General features: G+C 38.3%; 14 protein-coding genes. 13 read left to right on the forward strand and 1 reads right to left on the reverse strand.

Translation table 11 applies throughout. The annotated features are described in order from the left end of the window. Positions 1–273 precede the first annotated feature (273 nt). From leuC to ASU02_RS05065, 11 genes are all read left to right on the forward strand, one after another. Entirely contained in the window at positions 274–1,686 is a 1,413-nt protein-coding gene (leuC, locus tag ASU02_RS05015) for a 3-isopropylmalate dehydratase large subunit (protein ID WP_057761614.1), read from the forward strand. Positions 1,687–1,704: 18 nt separating this feature from the next. Beyond that, entirely contained in the window at positions 1,705–2,295 is a 591-nt protein-coding gene (gene leuD, locus ASU02_RS05020; RefSeq protein WP_057761616.1) for a 3-isopropylmalate dehydratase small subunit, read from the forward strand. A gap of 105 nt (positions 2,296–2,400) precedes the next feature. Further along, complete coding sequence (locus ASU02_RS05025) at positions 2,401–3,423, forward strand: tetratricopeptide repeat protein (protein ID WP_057761618.1); 1,023 nt, start codon at positions 2,401–2,403, stop codon at positions 3,421–3,423. 161 nt (positions 3,424–3,584) lie between these two features. Further along, positions 3,585–4,868, forward strand: coding sequence for a trigger factor (tig, locus tag ASU02_RS05030; RefSeq protein ID WP_057761620.1), 1,284 nt, complete (start codon positions 3,585–3,587; stop codon positions 4,866–4,868). A 433-nt stretch (positions 4,869–5,301) separates the two neighbouring features. Next, entirely contained in the window at positions 5,302–6,567 is a 1,266-nt protein-coding gene (clpX, locus tag ASU02_RS05035) for an ATP-dependent protease ATP-binding subunit ClpX (protein WP_057761622.1), read from the forward strand. Between the two features lie 332 nt (positions 6,568–6,899). Beyond that, the gene (gene lonB / locus ASU02_RS05040) at positions 6,900–8,567 is read left to right on the forward strand and encodes an ATP-dependent protease LonB (protein WP_057761625.1); all 1,668 of its coding nucleotides are present in this window, start codon (positions 6,900–6,902) and stop codon (positions 8,565–8,567) included. A gap of 447 nt (positions 8,568–9,014) precedes the next feature. Next, positions 9,015–11,342: an endopeptidase La gene (gene lon / locus ASU02_RS05045; protein WP_057761626.1), complete on the forward strand. Its 2,328-nt coding sequence runs from the start codon at positions 9,015–9,017 to the stop codon at positions 11,340–11,342. Continuing rightward, positions 11,339–11,920 (forward strand): ribosome biogenesis GTP-binding protein YihA/YsxC, encoded by a 582-nt coding sequence (gene yihA / locus ASU02_RS05050; protein ID WP_057761629.1) that lies wholly within the window; start codon positions 11,339–11,341, stop codon positions 11,918–11,920. The genes lon and yihA overlap by 4 nt, the downstream gene beginning before the upstream one ends. 130 nt (positions 11,921–12,050) lie before the next feature. Further along, positions 12,051–12,833: a transporter substrate-binding domain-containing protein gene (locus ASU02_RS05055; RefSeq protein WP_057761759.1), complete on the forward strand. Its 783-nt coding sequence runs from the start codon at positions 12,051–12,053 to the stop codon at positions 12,831–12,833. 75 nt (positions 12,834–12,908) lie between these two features. Next, a complete protein-coding gene (locus tag ASU02_RS05060; protein WP_057761631.1) occupies positions 12,909–13,556 on the forward strand; it encodes an amino acid ABC transporter permease in 648 nt (215 codons plus the stop codon). A 16-nt stretch (positions 13,557–13,572) separates the two neighbouring features. After that, positions 13,573–14,310 (forward strand): amino acid ABC transporter ATP-binding protein, encoded by a 738-nt coding sequence (locus tag ASU02_RS05065; RefSeq protein ID WP_057761633.1) that lies wholly within the window; start codon positions 13,573–13,575, stop codon positions 14,308–14,310. 40 nt (positions 14,311–14,350) lie between these two features. Here the strand turns inward: ASU02_RS05065 and ASU02_RS05070 are convergent, their stop codons facing one another. After that, positions 14,351–14,836 carry a LiaI-LiaF-like domain-containing protein gene (locus ASU02_RS05070; RefSeq protein ID WP_057761635.1) on the reverse strand — a complete coding sequence of 162 codons (486 nt, stop codon included), beginning with the start codon at positions 14,834–14,836 and terminating at the stop codon, positions 14,351–14,353. A 244-nt stretch (positions 14,837–15,080) separates the two neighbouring features. On the opposite strand from ASU02_RS05070, the gene hemA reads away from it, so the two are divergent. Then, on the forward strand, positions 15,081–16,427 hold the full coding sequence (gene hemA, locus ASU02_RS05075) for a glutamyl-tRNA reductase (protein WP_057761637.1): 1,347 nt from the start codon (positions 15,081–15,083) through the stop codon (positions 16,425–16,427). A gap of 14 nt (positions 16,428–16,441) precedes the next feature. After that, positions 16,442–17,275 (forward strand): cytochrome C assembly family protein, encoded by an 834-nt coding sequence (locus tag ASU02_RS05080; protein WP_057761639.1) that lies wholly within the window; start codon positions 16,442–16,444, stop codon positions 17,273–17,275. Positions 17,276–17,281 lie beyond the last annotated feature (6 nt).

A 17,281-nucleotide genomic window follows, 5' to 3' on the forward strand; every position in this document is an offset into this window, starting at 1 on the left:
CCCTTATTGAGTCTAGTTCGAGCTAAAACTCCACAATAAGAGGAATCAATAACCCCTATTAAGTCCAGTTTTATCTATTATTACTTATTAACTGGAATCAAGGTAAGCGAGGATTTACTTGATAGTTGTTCTCCCCTTCAAGTTGACTGCTTTGCTGATCCTAAAGGGGCAAGATAAGTAGTGTAGCTGCCATGCCAAAAAAGAGATTTATTAATAGGAAACACGACCAAATATGGTCGTGTTTCTTTTAAAAAAAGAAAGCAGGAGGAAAAAATGGGGAAAACTATTATAGATAAGATATGGGAAAAGCATATTGTCCATCAAGAGGAAGGGAAGCCTGAATTAATTTATATTGATCTTCATTTAGTACATGAAGTGACGTCGCCACAGGCATTTTCTGGATTAAGAATGAAAAACAGAACAGTAAGAAAACCTGAGAGAACGTTTGCGACAATGGATCATAATGTACCAACCGATAATCGTTATAAGATTGATGACCCAGTTGCACTAAATCAAATGACGACTTTAGAAAAAAACTGTTTGGAATTTGGTATTCCACTTGCTGGAATGGACAGTCCAGAACAGGGAATCGTTCATGTAATAGGTCCAGAACTTGGACTTACACAGCCGGGGATGACCATTGTTTGCGGCGACAGTCATACTTCTACACATGGGGCATTTGGAGCAATTGCCTTTGGGATTGGTACGAGCGAAGTGGAGCATGTGTTAGCAACGCAAACGCTTTGGCAAACAAAACCGAAAACATTAAAAATCGAAATAACTGGACAGCTTCGGAAAAGAGTTACGTCTAAAGATGTCATCCTTTATATTCTATCCCAACATGGTGTTAATTTTGGGCAAGGGTACATTATTGAATATTGTGGAGAGGTTATTGAAAGGATGACAATGGAAGAACGGATGACCATTTGTAATATGTCAATTGAAGGAGGTGCAAGAGCTGGTTTAATCAGCCCAGATGAAACGACATTTTCTTATTTAGAAGGCAAGAAGCACGTACCAAAAGGAGATGCGTTTAAAAAGGCTGTTATGCAGTGGAAAGAGCTTGCTTCTGATAATGATGCTGTATTTGATCGTACGATAACAGTTGATGCGAATGCAATTACACCGATGGTAAGCTGGGGAACAAATCCTTCCATGACATCCAGTATAAAAGATTCTATTCCATACGTAAAAGATTGTAAGAATGAACTGGAACAAAAGTCGCTAGAAAGAGCCATTGATTACATGGGTCTAAAAGAAGGTCAGAACATTGCTGACATTGAAGTACAACATGTGTTTATCGGTTCATGTACAAATTCACGTTTAGAAGACCTGCGTCAAGCAGCTGAGATTGTAAAAGGAAAAAATGTTCACCCAACTGTAAGAGCTTTAGTTGTACCAGGATCTCAGCAGGTTAAGAGACAAGCTGAATCTGAGGGATTAGATGCAATCTTTAAGAAGGCTGGGTTCGAATGGAGGGAATCGGGCTGCAGCATGTGTTTAAGTATGAATAATGATATTGTTCCAAGCGGGCAGCATTGCGCATCCACTTCGAACCGAAATTTTGAAGGGAGACAAGGAACAGGCGCTAGAACGCATTTAGTCAGTCCGGTGATGGCTGCTGCGGCTGCTCTATATGGACGGTTTGTAGATGTAAGTGAAAAGGTAGCTGTTGAAGTCATTTAAAATCGAAAGGAAGATAGTATGAGTGGATTTAGAACGATAGCAGGTAAAACAGTTGCGATGGATCGGGCGAATGTGGATACAGATCAAATTATTCCGAAGCAATTTTTGAAAAGAATTGAGAAAACAGGGTTTGGCCAATTTTTATTTTATGACTGGCGGTATACACAGGAAGGAGAGGAGAATCCGAATTTCGAATTGAACCAGCCGGCAAATCAAGGTGCATCGATCCTGATTGCCAATGAGAATTTTGGGTGTGGATCCTCAAGAGAGCATGCTCCTTGGGCCTTATCGGACTATGGCTTTAAAGTCGTGATTGCTCCATCATTTGCAGATATTTTTCATCAAAATTGCCTAAAGAATGGAATGCTTCCAGTCAAGCTGCAAGCAGAAGAAGTAGCCTATTTATTAGAAAAAGCAACAAATCAGCCGTACCACTTAACAATTGACCTCGAAAAGGAAACAGTAACAGATAACAATGGCTTTTCAGCCTCCTTTCCGATTACGGCGTATTGGAAAAGGATGCTTTTGAATGGGTGGGACGAAATTGAAATTACCTTGCAATTAGAAGGAGAAATAGCACAATTTGAGTGTTCCAATGCGGTCAAATGATAATTGACAAAAGGTTCACAGCAAAGGCAATAGCTGTGGATCTTTTTTGTTTTTTTTAAGTTTTCATGCTAAACTTACTTCAAAATTAAGTAGGGCGTGGACTGCATGAAGAAACGAGATCGGAAAAAATTAAATGATAAAGTAATCCTTTTTCCTGATCTGGAAAAAAGGCTTCTTGAAAAAGGGCTTGAGAAAATGCAGCAGAAAAGATTTCGAGAAGCGGTCGAGCACTTAGAAGAAGCAAAACGACTAGACCCAGAAAATAGCGATATATATATTGGATTAGTACTCGCTTACTTTGAATGGGGTTCATTGCAAAAAGCAAAGGAAATAGCAGCGGATATGCTGCAAAAAGGAATTGGGGAATACATTCAAATTATTGATCTTTATTTAATGATTCTCGTCCAGCTGCATCAATATGATGAAATTGTGGCCACGATAGAGATTCTATTAGAAGAGAAAGAGATCCCAACGGAAAAATATGAAAGCTTTACCCGAATGTTAGAATTTAGCCGGAGAATGGCAAAGGAAAAGCCTGAAATAGAATATGAAGAAGCGGCAATGGAAGAATTGGATAAAGACATTGATTTGTTTGCTTTCAAGACCCAGCAAGAGCAAATGAATTTGGCTGCCCAGTTAGCAGAGAGAAATATTCGCTCATATATTGCTGAAATAAATACATATCTCCACTCGGAGGAAGGATCTCCGTTCTTCAAGACGATGCTGCTTAATGTTTTAATAGAGCATGAATATGACAAAGAAGTCCTTATTGAAAAGTTGGGAAGAAAACTCTCAGTCATACCGGTTCAGCTTCCGCCTGTTCATAAGCAGCCAGAGATAGAGTCGCTACTTCGCGTTCTAAGCCGCCAAATTGAGCATGAGGACCCAATTTTGTTTGAGAATATAAAAAGTCTTATAAGCCGCCATTCTTTTATTCTCTATCCATTTAAGCTAGATACGTATGAGGAAAAGGTTTGGGCAGCTGCGTATCATACTCTCATAGCTGAATACTTAGGTTTAAGCATGGGAGAAGACCTCGTATTGCTATATGATGTAAAAATGGAAGAATTAAAAGATGCACTGGCAGAGTTAAAACAGCTTGAAGAAATTTCATCTTCCGATTTTTAGCTTCCATGTTGAAAGAAAAGGATCGTGTGGTATAATATAATGGTTGTATATGTAGATGGTATTTTTTATGTTAAAAATGTATAATGCTTGCTAAACAAGCCTTATCCATATCCATTTGTTACGTATGAAATGATAATAGATTGTTGGAGGGAATTAAATTTATGTCTGCAAAATTTGAAAAGCTAGAAGGGAACCAAGGGGTTCTTACAATTGAAGTAAATGCAGAAAAAGTAAACGAAGGTTTAGACGCTGCATTCAAAAAAGTAGTAAAGCAAGTAAATGTACCAGGTTTCCGTAAAGGGAAAATGCCTCGCGGAATGTTTGAAAAGCGTTTCGGTATTGAATCACTTTATCAAGATGCTGTTGATATTCTTCTTCCAGAAGCATACGCAAATGCAATCGAAGAAACTGGTATTGAGCCGGTTGATCGTCCTGAAATCGATGTAGAGCAAATTGAAAAGGGCAAGAGCTTAATCTTCAAAGCAACAGTAACTGTGAAGCCTGAAGTTAAATTAGGCGAATACAAAGGACTTGAAGTAGAAAAGTTTAATACTGAAGTGACAGATGAAGATGTTGATAATGAATTAAAATCTATGCAAGAAAGACATGCTGAGCTTGTTGTAAAAGAAGAAGGCAAAGCTGAAAACGGCGATACAGTCGTTATGGATTTTGAAGGATTTGTGGATGGAGAAGCTTTCGAAGGTGGAAAAGCTGAAAATTATTCTCTTGAGCTTGGTTCAGGTCAATTTATTCCTGGATTCGAAGAAAAATTAGTTGGTGTAGCTTCTGGAGAATCAAAAGATGTTGAAGTTACTTTCCCTGAAGAATACCATGCTGCTGAATTAGCAGGAAAACCTGCAGTATTCAAAGTGACTGTTCATGAAATCAAAACGAAACAACTTCCTGAGTTAAATGATGAGTTTGCTAAGGACGCAGATGAAGAAGTTGAAACTTTAGCTGCCCTTAAAGAAAAAGTGAAAACTCGTCTTGAAGAAAGCAAGAAGCATGAAGCAGAACATTTTGTTCAAGATACTGTAGTGGAAAAAGCTTCTGCAAACGCAGAAATCGATCTTCCATCAGTAATGGTTGATACAGAAATTGACCGCATGATGAACGAATTTGAACAGCGCCTGCAAATGCAAGGAATGAACCTTGAGCTTTACTTCCAATTCTCAGGTCAAGAAGAAAGTGCATTACGCGAGCAAATGAAGGAAGATGCTGAAAAGCGCGTTCGTATGAACTTAACACTTGAAGCAATTGCGAAAGCTGAAAACATCGAAGTAACAGATGAAGAAGTAACTGCTGAGCTTAATAAAATGGCTGAAATGTACAACATGACAGTAGAAAATATCCAAAAAGCATTAGGCAGCCTTGAAGGCCTAAAAGCAGATCTTCAAGTTAAAAAAGCAGTTGATTTCATTGTAGAAAACAGCAAAACTGTTTAATAAGAATATTTAAAGCTAGATTAAATATAATGAACAAGGCGCGATTGAATTCGTGCCTTGTTTTGTACAATAGAAAGAAATGACAGAACAAATACATACATATGAAGTTTTTGGATAAAATCTATTGACTTAACTTGACCATAATTGGTTAAGCTTATTTAGAATATCTTTTTTTACAGCCAACCTTTAACGAATCCGCTATGCAAACAGTCATACATAATCTAATCAAGTAATTAAGAGTTTTCATTTCCTGTCCAAAGTGGAAATGTGTTACAATGCAATACATAACAATTGTTGTAGAAAAGGGAAGTTTAAATAGATAAGCATGGGTACGTATGCAAGTCTATGAGCACAAACGGCTGTATATTATTTGTTTGCATATGATTCGCACAAGCTTAATATAATGATTTGAAGTTTTCAAGGGGTGAAGGATTTGTTTAAATTTAATGATGAAAAAGGGCAATTAAAGTGTTCATTCTGTGGCAAAACACAGGATCAAGTACGAAAGCTTGTTGCCGGTCCAGGTGTTTATATATGTGATGAGTGCATAGAACTCTGCACAGAAATTGTTGAAGAAGAGCTTGGCACGGAAGAAGAAGTAGAATTCAAAGATGTGCCAAAACCATCAGAAATCCGAGATATTCTAGACGAATATGTCATTGGTCAAGACCAAGCGAAGAAATCGTTATCCGTTGCAGTTTATAACCACTACAAGCGCATTAACTCTAACAGCAAAATTGATGATGTAGAACTTTCGAAAAGTAATATTGCCATGATCGGGCCGACTGGAAGCGGGAAAACATTACTTGCACAAACATTAGCCCGTATTTTAAATGTTCCGTTTGCAATTGCTGATGCGACTTCATTAACAGAAGCAGGATATGTTGGAGAAGATGTAGAGAACATTCTTTTAAAGCTCATCCAATCTGCAGACTATGACGTTGAAAAAGCGGAAAAGGGAATTATTTATATTGATGAAATTGATAAAGTAGCCAGAAAGTCTGAAAATCCTTCTATTACAAGAGATGTATCTGGGGAAGGTGTACAGCAAGCGCTATTGAAAATATTAGAGGGAACGGTTGCAAGTGTACCGCCTCAAGGTGGACGTAAGCATCCACATCAGGAATTTATCCAAATTGATACGACCAATATTTTGTTTATTTGTGGCGGAGCCTTTGACGGGATTGAGCAAATTATCAAACGCCGTTTAGGTCAAAAGGTCATTGGTTTTGGATCTGATACTAAGCAAAATGAACTTGATCAAAAAAGTCTGCTATCAAAAGTACTTCCTGAGGACTTATTAAGATTTGGGTTAATTCCAGAATTCATTGGTCGTCTTCCTGTTATTTCAAGTCTTACACCGTTAGACGAAGAAGCGTTAATTGAGATTTTAACAAAACCAAAAAATGCGCTTGTTAAACAATATCAAAAAATGCTTGAACTTGATGATGTGGAGCTTGAATTCGAAGAAGAGGCACTAACTGAGATTGCCAAAAAGGCAATTGAACGTAAAACAGGTGCTCGAGGTTTGCGTTCCATCATTGAAGGAATCATGCTAGATGTGATGTTTGAGCTTCCTTCACGTGAGGATATCAAGAAATGCATTATAACAAAAGAAGCAATCACTGATAATGCTTCACCAAAGCTCGTTTTAGAAGATGGAACAATCATTGACGAAGAACGAAAAACTTCAGCGTAAATAAAATTAAGAGAGGCCAAACCATTTTAGGTTTGGCCTTTTTCATGTGATATCGGAATTTTTAAGGTTGGAGTTAGAAAGATGTTCAGCGCAAGCGGCCTATCGCCTATTAAACTTCAGGTCCCCTCCCTGCGATAAGTCGGCATCAATTCGCACTTCTCATTTTATCTCCTTTATCGAAAGAACCGGCATTACCAGTTTGTACGGTGATGATCAAGGTGAGTCCTCCTTTTTTACAGCCCAATTTTTTACAGCAGATTCTTGTTTATTCCAACTCTGTGAAGGAGATACTAGCATTATCAGCGAGAACTTTTAATGCAGGAGGGAAAAGTATGAGTTGGACGGGGATCGCTCTATTTATTCAATTGTTTTTCGGAATCGTTATTGGGCTTTACTTTTGGAATTTGTTAAAAAACCAGCGCACTCAAAAGGTTTCAATTGATCGGGAATCAAAAAAAGAAATGGATCAATTAAAAAAGATGAGAGCCATTTCTTTAACAGAGCCTTTGGCGGAAAAGGTACGGCCATCTAGTTTTGCAGATATTGTTGGACAGGAAGATGGAATCAAATCTTTAAAAGCTGCATTATGCAGTCCAAATCCGCAGCATGTAATTATTTATGGGCCACCAGGTGTTGGAAAGACAGCAGCAGCAAGACTCGTATTAGAGGAAGCAAAGAAAACAGCCAAGTCTCCGTTTAAGCCATCTTCTGTTTTCATTGAATTAGATGCTACAACTGCTCGTTTTGATGAACGTGGAATTGCTGATCCTCTTATTGGGTCTGTTCACGATCCTATTTATCAAGGAGCCGGTGCAATGGGGCAAGCGGGTATACCTCAGCCAAAACAAGGGGCGGTAACAAATGCCCATGGGGGAGTACTATTTATTGATGAAATTGGCGAGCTTCATCCGATTCAAATGAATAAATTATTGAAGGTCTTAGAAGATAGAAAAGTTTTTTTTGAGAGTGCATATTATAATGAAGAGAACTCCCAAATTCCTAATCATATTCATGACATTTTTAAAAATGGCCTTCCAGCTGATTTCAGATTGATTGGTGCAACAACAAGAACGCCGAGTGACATTCCTCCAGCCATTCGTTCTAGATGTATGGAAGTATTTTTTAGGGAGTTATTAGAAGATGAAATTATAGAAATTGGAAGAAAAGCTGCTGACAAGGTTAATCTTACAATTAGTGAAAACGCATTATCAATACTAGCATCATACGCAAGAAACGGCCGTGAAGCAGTCAATCTAATTCAGATTTCGGCTGGATTAGCAATCACGGAGGATAGAGATTACATAAAGGATGAAGATATTGAGTGGGTAATCCAATCCAGTCAGCTTACTCCAAGAATGGAAAGAAAGATTAATGAGAAATCAGCAGTGGGTCTTGTTAACGGCCTTGCTGTATATGGACCGAATACGGGTGCCCTTCTTGAAATTGAAGTGACTGTCATTCCCGCGCTAGATAAAGGAAGTATCAATATTACTGGGATCGTAGAAGAGGAAAGCATTGGCGGACAAGGAAAATCGATACGGAGAAAGAGTATGGCAAAAGGGTCGATTGAAAATGTGATTACTGTGCTTCGTTCAATGGGTGTTCCTGCGAATGATTATGATATTCATGTGAATTTTCCTGGAGGTGTTCCAATTGACGGACCCTCTGCAGGAATCGCAATGGCTACAGGGATATACTCCGCTATCTACAAGCTTCCAATTGACCATACGGTAGCAATGACAGGAGAAATTAGTATTCACGGGCATGTGAAACCGATCGGCGGTGTGTATCCAAAGGTAAAAGCAGCGAAAAAGGCTGGTGCGAAAACGGTGATCATTCCAGAAGAAAACATGCAATCTATATTAAAAGAAATAACAGGAATAAAGATTGTTCCTGTAACCCATTTGAATGAAGTTTTTGATCTAGCACTTATAAAGAACATTCACTTGGAGCAATCAATTACAGCTTCAGTTGAACTGGCGAAAAAAGAAAGTATTTAGTTGGTGAAAAACTTCGGCTTGCAATGGATGCGAAAAGCCGAAGTTTTATTTATGCGTTTGTCTTATTAAGTTGGGGGTGACCGAGCCGCCTTCGCTTTTCATGATGTCTAGCTCCAACGGCTAGGGGCTCGAGGTCATAAGCCAACTCGTCAAGAAGGTTAAAGAACAACCTTCCTACCGATTCGTCTTATGCTTGTCGCCCTTTGGCGAGCCGCCTCCGCTTTTCAGATTGTCTAGCTCCGGCGGCTACCCCCTCGAGGTCATAAGCCAGTTTGGCTAGAAGGTTAAAGAACAACCTTCAATCCAGTCTGTCTTATGCTTGTCGGGGGTGACCGAGCCGCCTTCGCTTTTCAAATTAGACACTATCTTATAAATACGATAGAATTGTACAAAGAAATTATTAGTAATTTTATACTTATAAAGATTTACATTTGGAGGTGCTTTAGTTTGGCGAAAAAGAAAGAAATCATCGTCCCCCTCCTGCCGCTTCGGGGTTTGCTTGTTTATCCAACAATGGTCCTTCATTTAGATGTTGGCCGTGAAAAATCGGTACAGGCACTTGAAAAAGCGATGGTAGATGACCATTTAATTTTCCTAACTACACAAAAAGAAATCTCGATAGATGAACCAGGAGAAGAAGATTTGTATACAAGAGGCACATTAACACGTGTCAAACAAATGCTTAAACTTCCAAACGGAACGATTCGAGTGTTAGTAGAAGGTCTTCAAAGAGCAGAAATTATTGAATTTTATGATGAAACAAGTCATTATGCTGTTAGTATTGAAGCGTTTGAAGAGCCAACTACAAAGGATGTAGAAGACCAAGCGTTGATGAGAACGATGCTTGAATATTTCGAGCAATACATAAAGGTTTCTAAGAAAATTTCAGCTGAAACGTATTCAGCGGTAGCGGATATTGAAGAGCCAGGAAGAATGGCTGATATTATCGCTTCCCACCTTCCTTTAAAATTAAAGGAAAAGCAAGAAATCTTAGAGACAACCAATATAAAAGAACGAATGAATCAAGTCATCGAAATTATTCACAATGAGAAGGAAGTTCTTAATTTAGAAAAGAAAATTGGTCAGCGTGTTAAAAAGTCAATGGAACGAACGCAAAAGGAATATTACTTGCGTGAACAAATGAAAGCAATTCAAAAAGAACTAGGTGACAAAGAAGGAAAGACAGGAGAAGTTGCTGCCTTAACGGAAAAAATTGAAAAAGCCGGCATGCCTGAGCATATTCAACAAATTGCCCTAAAGGAATTGGACAGATATGAAAAGATCCCTTCCAGTTCAGCTGAAAGTGCTGTCATCCGTAATTATATTGAATGGCTTGTTGCTTTGCCATGGAGTCATGCAACGGAAGATGATTTAAATATTCATAAAGCTGAACGGATATTAAACGAAGATCATTATGGACTTGAAAAGGTGAAGGAGCGCGTTCTTGAATACTTAGCTGTCCAAAAGCTGACAAATTCGTTGAAAGGACCTATCCTTTGTCTTGCTGGACCGCCCGGGGTTGGGAAGACAAGTCTAGCTCGTTCAATCGCATCTTCTCTTAATCGGAAGTTTGTCCGAATATCTTTAGGGGGAGTGCGTGATGAATCTGAGATCCGAGGGCATAGAAGAACCTATGTGGGAGCAATGCCCGGCCGTATTATTCAAGGCATGAAAAAAGCGGGTACTATAAATCCTGTATTCCTTTTAGATGAAATTGACAAAATGTCGAATGATTTTCGCGGCGACCCTTCTTCGGCAATGTTAGAAGTGTTAGATCCGGAACAAAATCATAATTTCAGTGATCATTATATTGAAGAACCCTATGATCTTTCTAAGGTGATGTTTATTGCAACGGCAAATGATTTAGGAACCATTCCAGGTCCTCTTCGTGACAGAATGGAAATTATTACAATTGCTGGCTATACTGAGCTGGAAAAGATTCATATTGCGAAAGATCATCTTTTGCCGAAACAAATTAAAGAACATGGCCTTTCTAAATCACAGCTTCAGATAAGAGAAGACGGAATTCAAAAAATTGTTCGTTATTATACAAGAGAAGCTGGTGTGCGAAGCTTAGAACGCCAACTCGCAACTATATGCAGAAAAACAGCAAAAATCCTAGTTTCTGGTGAGAAGAAAAAAGTCGTGATAACTGAGAAAAATATAGAAGAGTTTCTTGGGAAAACCAAGTTCCGTTATGGGCAGGCAGAGCTGGAAGACCAAGTTGGAGTAGCGACTGGGTTAGCCTATACTACGGTTGGCGGTGATACACTGCAAATTGAAGTTTCTCTAGCTCCAGGAAAAGGGAAGCTCGTTTTAACAGGGAAGCTTGGCGATGTAATGAAAGAATCGGCACAAGCTGCATTTAGCTATGTCCGTTCGAAAGCAAAGGAATTAGGAATAGAAGAAGACTTCCATGAAAAATATGATATTCATATCCATGTACCTGAGGGAGCGGTTCCAAAAGACGGCCCATCTGCTGGAATTACAATTACAACCGCACTCGTATCTGCACTTTCCGGAAAACCGATACGTAAAGAAGTAGGAATGACAGGTGAAATAACATTAAGAGGACGTGTTCTTCCAATTGGCGGTTTGAAGGAAAAATCATTAAGTGCTCATCGAGCAGGGCTAACAAAGATTATTATTCCAAAGGATAATGAAAAGGATATTGATGATATCCCTGAAAGTGTCAGAGAAGATCTTAATTTTGTCCTTGTTTCTCATGTTGATGACGTACTAAAACATGCATTGAATGGCGGTGAACAAGGATGAAAGTAAATTCGGCTGAAATCATAATCAGTGCGGTAAAACCAGAACAATATCCTGTTGAAGATTTACCAGAGTTTGCCTTAGCTGGCAGATCAAATGTTGGGAAGTCTTCATTTATTAATAAAATGCTCAATCGAAAAAATTTAGCAAGAACATCTTCGAAACCAGGTAAAACACAGACATTAAACTTTTATCTCATTAATGAAATCATGCATTTTGTCGATGTACCTGGATATGGCTATGCGAAAGTCTCCAAGAAGGAAAGAGAAGCTTGGGGGAAAATGATTGAAACATACTTAAAGGATAGAGAGCAGCTTAAGGCTGTTGTTCAAATTGTTGATCTTCGCCACCCGCCATCAAAGGATGATGTAATGATGTATAACTTCTTAAAGCATTATGACATTCCGTGCATCATTATCGCAACAAAGGCTGATAAGATTCCAAAATCCAAATGGCAGAAGCATTTGAAAGTTGCTAAAGAAACATTAGAATTAGACCCAAATGATCATATTATTCTCTTTTCTTCTGAAACAGGACAGGGAAAAGACCAGGCTTGGGCTTTATTACAAGCATATATGTAAGTATAGAATCCCATTGCAAATTTGCAATGGGATTCTTTTTATTATGCAAAATGCGAATTTTAGTGGATTCAAAAACATAGAATGGGGTAGGACAAATATTAAGCTAAAACAAAAGGGGGTATTTACACTAGTGAAACATTTTTGGAAAGGCGCATTTTTGTTATTGCTTATAGTTGTACTAGCTGCATGCGGATCAAAAGAGGCATCGAATAAAGGAATGAAACTAGTAGATGATGGCAAGTTTACTTATGCATCTTCAGGTGAGTTTAATCCATTCAGTGTAACGAATAAAGATGGAACAATGAGTGGGTTCGATATTGAGGTTGGAGAAGCTGTTGCAAAGGAATTAGGACTGGAACCAGTCCAGCATAAATTTAAGTTTGGCGGCATTGTCGAGGGTGTTAAATCGGGTCGATTTGATGCAGCAGTTGCCAGTCATACAATTACTGATGAAAGATTGGAAGCTGTTAATTTTTCAGTCCCATATTATTTTTCCGGTCCGCAAATTTATGTTCGTCCTGATAGCTCTGTGGAAACACTTGAAGATTTAAAAGGGCTGGAAGTTGCCGTAGCAAAAGGCACTACATACACTGCAGAAGCAGAAAAGGCTACCAATAATATTAAATTCTATGATAGTGATGTCGTAGCACTTGAAGCATTAAGCAAAGGAAAGCATGATGCGGTTATTACGGACTTTGTCACGGGGAAAGAAGCAATCGGTGCTGGAATGAATATTGTCGGCAAAGAATTGCTTGGCCGCAGTGAACAAGCCATTGCGGTTGCAAAAGAAAATACAGAGCTTCTTGAAAAAATTAATAAAGCGCTTGAAAAGCTACATGAGAATGGAACTCTAACGGAAATAAGCAAAAAATATATTGGTGAGGACATTACTGTTGTTCCAGAGCAGAAATAAACATACCGGGCGAATGTAGCAGAAATTACATTCGTCTTTTTTCATAAACATAACATGTATTAAAGGAGGAAACCTGTGGACTTATTAACAAAGTTTATCGACACATATCCAGTCTTTTTAAAAGGAATGCTTCTCACATTTGAAATAACAATTGTTTCTATTTTTATTGCCATTTTTATAGGTTTATTTTTTGCCTTTTTAAAAATATCCAATATAAAAATACTGGAATGGATTGCTGATCTATACATCTTCTTAGTTCGTGGGACACCGCTAGTTGTCCAGATTTTTATCTTCTACTTTGGTTTAACCGCTTTTAATATTTCTGATTTTCTGGCTGTTGTTCTAGGACTAGCCTTTCATAATGGGGCCTATATTGCAGAGATTTTCCGAGGGGCTATTCAGTCGATAGATCATGGTCAAATGGAAGCAGGCCGTTCACTTGGAATGACAATAGGCTTAACAATGAGAAGAATTATTTTGCCGCAAGCTAGCCGCAGAGCACTTCCGCCGCTTGGAAATCAATTCATTATTGCCTTAAAAGACTCCTCGCTCGCCTCGTTTATTGGCATGTATGAGCTCTTTAATGTAGCAACCACACACGGTTCACTTAAATATGACTATATGAGCTACTTGCTTATTGTTGCTGTTTATTATCTCATTCTCGTTCTATTCTTCTCTATTATCGTAAGAATGATTGAGAAAAAAATGTCTAGCAGTGATTAAAGGAGGAAAGATGAGTATGAACAATGGCATTATGATTAATGTAGAGAAGCTGAATAAAACCTTTGGTGATTTACATGTTTTAAAGGATATTGATATGACAGTTAAGCAAAGTGAAGTGGTTTGTTTAATTGGTGCGAGCGGTTCTGGAAAGAGTACACTTCTTCGCTGCATCAATTTTTTAGAACTAAAAGATAGCGGTCTTGTAATGATTGGCGGAGAAAAAATTGAGAAAGAAACCCATGATCTTAATGAAGTAAGAGCAAAAGTTGGGATGGTATTTCAGCATTTTAATTTATTTCCGCATAAAACGGTATTAGAAAACGTAATGGAGGCGCCTATTTACGTTAAAAAGTGTCCAAAAGAAGAAGCGAAGATGGAAGCAAGAGCATTATTGAAAAAAGTAGGTCTCTCTGATAAAGAGGATGTATATCCGTCAAAACTTTCCGGTGGGCAAAAGCAGCGAGTTGCAATAGCAAGGGCACTTGCAATGAAGCCGGAAATAATGCTATTTGATGAACCAACTTCTGCGCTTGATCCTGAATTAGTAGGAGAGGTGTTAGCAACAATGAAGGAACTGGCTGAGGAGGGAATGACAATGGTTGTCGTTACTCATGAAATGGGCTTTGCGAGAGAAGTGGCAGACTGGGCAGTGTATATGCATGAGGGTAGAATTGTTGAAGTTGGACACCCGGAACAATTATTCTCGAATCCAAAAGAAGAAAGAACGAAGAACTTTTTAGATTCAGTACTGTAATCAAAAAAGACAGGGAAAACTATATATCCCTGTCTCTTTTCTATTTTTTCTTAATAAAGAGGAAATAGCCGCCAATTAGAATGAGGATGACAGGCCAAAATTTCCAAACATTAGATACTCCATTTTCTAATAGACCGAACCAGACAATTACACGATCATAGAAAAGAAGCAAAATCGATAATAATAAGAAGAGAAGCCCTTGAAATAAACCTGACCCAGTCTTTTGATGCTGCAGAAGCAATCCAAGAGCTAGAATTAAAATAAATATACCAATATGATCTGGCCATATTTCCAGCCGATTGACTATATGAAAATGCAGACCAAATCCAGTAAGAATAACCCCAGGCAGGATGGCGTGGTATTCTTTCGCTCCGTAGCCTTGAAATAAAAAAGCGACGCCAATAATGATTAGTAAGGTAGGCCATGTGAAATAAGGCTGCAAAACAGGTATATTGGATTGCTCAAGATAAAAGTAGGCTCCAAAGCCAATTAGGATAATTCCAATAAAAAAACGTTGATTTTTCATCGTTACACCCTTCCAATAAGGTTCACTTGAATCTGCTATGTTTTTTTGTTACTGTACATATGGGAGGATTTTGTCGAATGATAGAAAGTGGATAGAGTATTGGATTCTTTCCATCATGCTATATTACTTTATTTTACCATATGAATTCACTATCTGTTCACATTTTACCATTGGATAAAGGGGTAGAAATGTTACAATTATAGTAGTATTTTTGTGCAATTTAATTGGGGGGGTCAATTGAAACATGCATATTTTAGTTGTCGGTATAAATTATAAAACAGCCCCTGTCGAAATTCGTGAGCGTTTGACATTTAACCCGTCTCAGCTTGCAGATGCTATGAATACACTAAAGAATAAGAAGAGCATCTTAGAGAACGTGATATTGTCAACATGTAATCGGACTGAGATCTATGCAGTTGTTGATCAGCTTCATACAGGCCGATATTATATTAAAGAATTTTTGTCAGAGTGGTTTCAAATAGAGAAAGAAGAATTTTCACCATATTTGTTTATATATGAGCAAGATGGCGCTATGGAGCATTTATTTAGTGTGTCTTGCGGGTTAAACTCCATGATTCTTGGAGAAACCCAAATTTTAGGGCAGGTTCGTACCAGCTTCTTGCAAGCACAGGAAGAGAATACGACAGGAACCGTGTTCAATCATCTGTTTAAGCAAGCTATTACGCTTGCAAAACGGGCCCATTCAGAAACAGAAATTGGTGCAAATGCAGTGTCTGTAAGCTATGCAGCAGTTGAATTAGCGAAGAAAATTTTCGGATCCTTAGAGAATAAGCATGTCCTTATTTTAGGTGCGGGGAAAATGGGTGAGCTTGCCATTCAAAACCTTCATGCCAACGGTGCAAGTAAGGTAACGGTTATTAATCGTACGTTTGAAAAGGCACAGGACCTAGCGAACCGTTATGAAGGACAAGCAAAAACATTGAAAGAGCTTCAATGTGCACTACTCGAAGCTGATATTCTCATTAGCTCAACTGGAGCAAAAGAATTTGTCATTACAAAATGTATGATGCTTCAAGTTGAAAAACTGCGAAAAGGCAAACCATTATTCATGGTCGATATTGCTGTACCGCGTGATTTAGATCCGCTTCTTGCCGAATTGGATAGTGTGTTCCTTTATGATATTGATGATCTTGAGGGAATTGTTGAAGCAAATCTCCAAGAACGCAAAAAAGAAGCAGAAAAGATTCAGCTCATGATAGAAGGAGAAATTGTTGAATTCAAACAATGGCTGAATTTGCTTGGAGTGGTTCCCGTGATTTCTGCTTTGCGTGAAAAAGCGCTAGCGATTCAAGCAGAAACAATGACAAGCATTGAAAGAAAGATGCCGAATTTAAGTGATCGGGATAAAAAGGTATTAAATAAACATACGAAGAGCATTATTAATCAATTATTGAAGGATCCGATTTTACAGGCTAAAGAAATGGCTGGCCAAAAAGATGCAGACAAGGCATTGGATCTTTTCGTGAAAATTTTTAATATAGGAGAACTTGTTAATGAGCAGCAGGAAGTGCGTGTAGCTGAACTGAGGCACACGGCTGTTCAATCGCCACAGGCTTCCTTTCAATCATAAAAGGAGTACTGTCCATGCTTGATATTTATATGACGCGGCTGCATGAGTTTACAGTCGTTCTTTATGCCTTATGTGTCTTATTATATTTTGTTGATTTTCTGACGTCTAACCGGAAGGCAAACCGAATTGCCTTCTGGTTACTTGCATTTGTATGGGGTTTACAAACTTTATTTCTGCTTTTGTATATGTTAAAAACAGGAAGATTCCCTGTTTTAACGATTTTTGAAGGGCTTTATTTCTATGCTTGGGTACTGATTACTTTATCTTTAGTCATTAATCGTTTACTACGAGTAGATTTTATCGTTTTCTTTACAAATGTTCTTGGGTTTATGATTATGGCAATCCATACATTTGCACCTATTCAATATGAATCCCATGTCATGGCACAGCAGCTGATTTCAGAATTGCTGCTTATTCATATTACTGTAGCCATTCTTTCTTATGGGGCCTTTTCGCTCTCTTTTGTGTTTTCAGTGCTATATTTAATTCAGTATGACCTTTTAAAAAGAAAAAAATGGGGAACCCGTCTGAAACGGCTGGCTGATCTATCAAAGCTTGATAAAATGTCTTTCGTCTTAAATCTGATTGGGGTTCCGATGCTGATTATAAGCCTTATTCTTGGCACAACTTGGGCGTACATAAAGGTACCTGATATGATTTGGTACGATCCTAAGGTGATCGGCTCATTCATCGTACTCGCAATTTACAGTATTTATTTGTATTTAAAGGTTGGCAAAGGTCTGACGGGAAACAAGCTTGCTTTATGGAATCTTGCATCCTTTCTCGTTGTTCTAATTAATTTCTTCTTATTTGGCAAACTTTCATCTTTCCATTTCTGGTATTCATAATCGCTT

The organism is Cytobacillus praedii (genome assembly GCF_001439605.1).
GTDB lineage: Bacteria > Bacillota > Bacilli > Bacillales > Cytobacillaceae > Cytobacillus > Cytobacillus praedii.

What these genes read in the sequence shown, in the direction of transcription:
- ASU02_RS05080 (WP_057761639.1), top strand. Translation starts at nt 16,442, where the DNA reads ATGCTTGATATTTATATGACGCGGCTGCATGAGTTTACAGTCGTTCTT.
- leuC (WP_057761614.1), top strand. Translation starts at nt 274, where the DNA reads ATGGGGAAAACTATTATAGATAAGATATGGGAAAAGCATATTGTCCAT.
- yihA (WP_057761629.1), top strand. Translation starts at nt 11,339, where the DNA reads ATGAAAGTAAATTCGGCTGAAATCATAATCAGTGCGGTAAAACCAGAA.
- ASU02_RS05070 (WP_057761635.1), bottom strand. Translation starts at nt 14,836, where the DNA reads ATGAAAAATCAACGTTTTTTTATTGGAATTATCCTAATTGGCTTTGGA.
- ASU02_RS05065 (WP_057761633.1), top strand. Translation starts at nt 13,573, where the DNA reads ATGAACAATGGCATTATGATTAATGTAGAGAAGCTGAATAAAACCTTT.
- ASU02_RS05025 (WP_057761618.1), top strand. Translation starts at nt 2,401, where the DNA reads ATGAAGAAACGAGATCGGAAAAAATTAAATGATAAAGTAATCCTTTTT.
- lonB (WP_057761625.1), top strand. Translation starts at nt 6,900, where the DNA reads ATGAGTTGGACGGGGATCGCTCTATTTATTCAATTGTTTTTCGGAATC.
- tig (WP_057761620.1), top strand. Translation starts at nt 3,585, where the DNA reads ATGTCTGCAAAATTTGAAAAGCTAGAAGGGAACCAAGGGGTTCTTACA.
- hemA (WP_057761637.1), top strand. Translation starts at nt 15,081, where the DNA reads ATGCATATTTTAGTTGTCGGTATAAATTATAAAACAGCCCCTGTCGAA.
- leuD (WP_057761616.1), top strand. Translation starts at nt 1,705, where the DNA reads ATGAGTGGATTTAGAACGATAGCAGGTAAAACAGTTGCGATGGATCGG.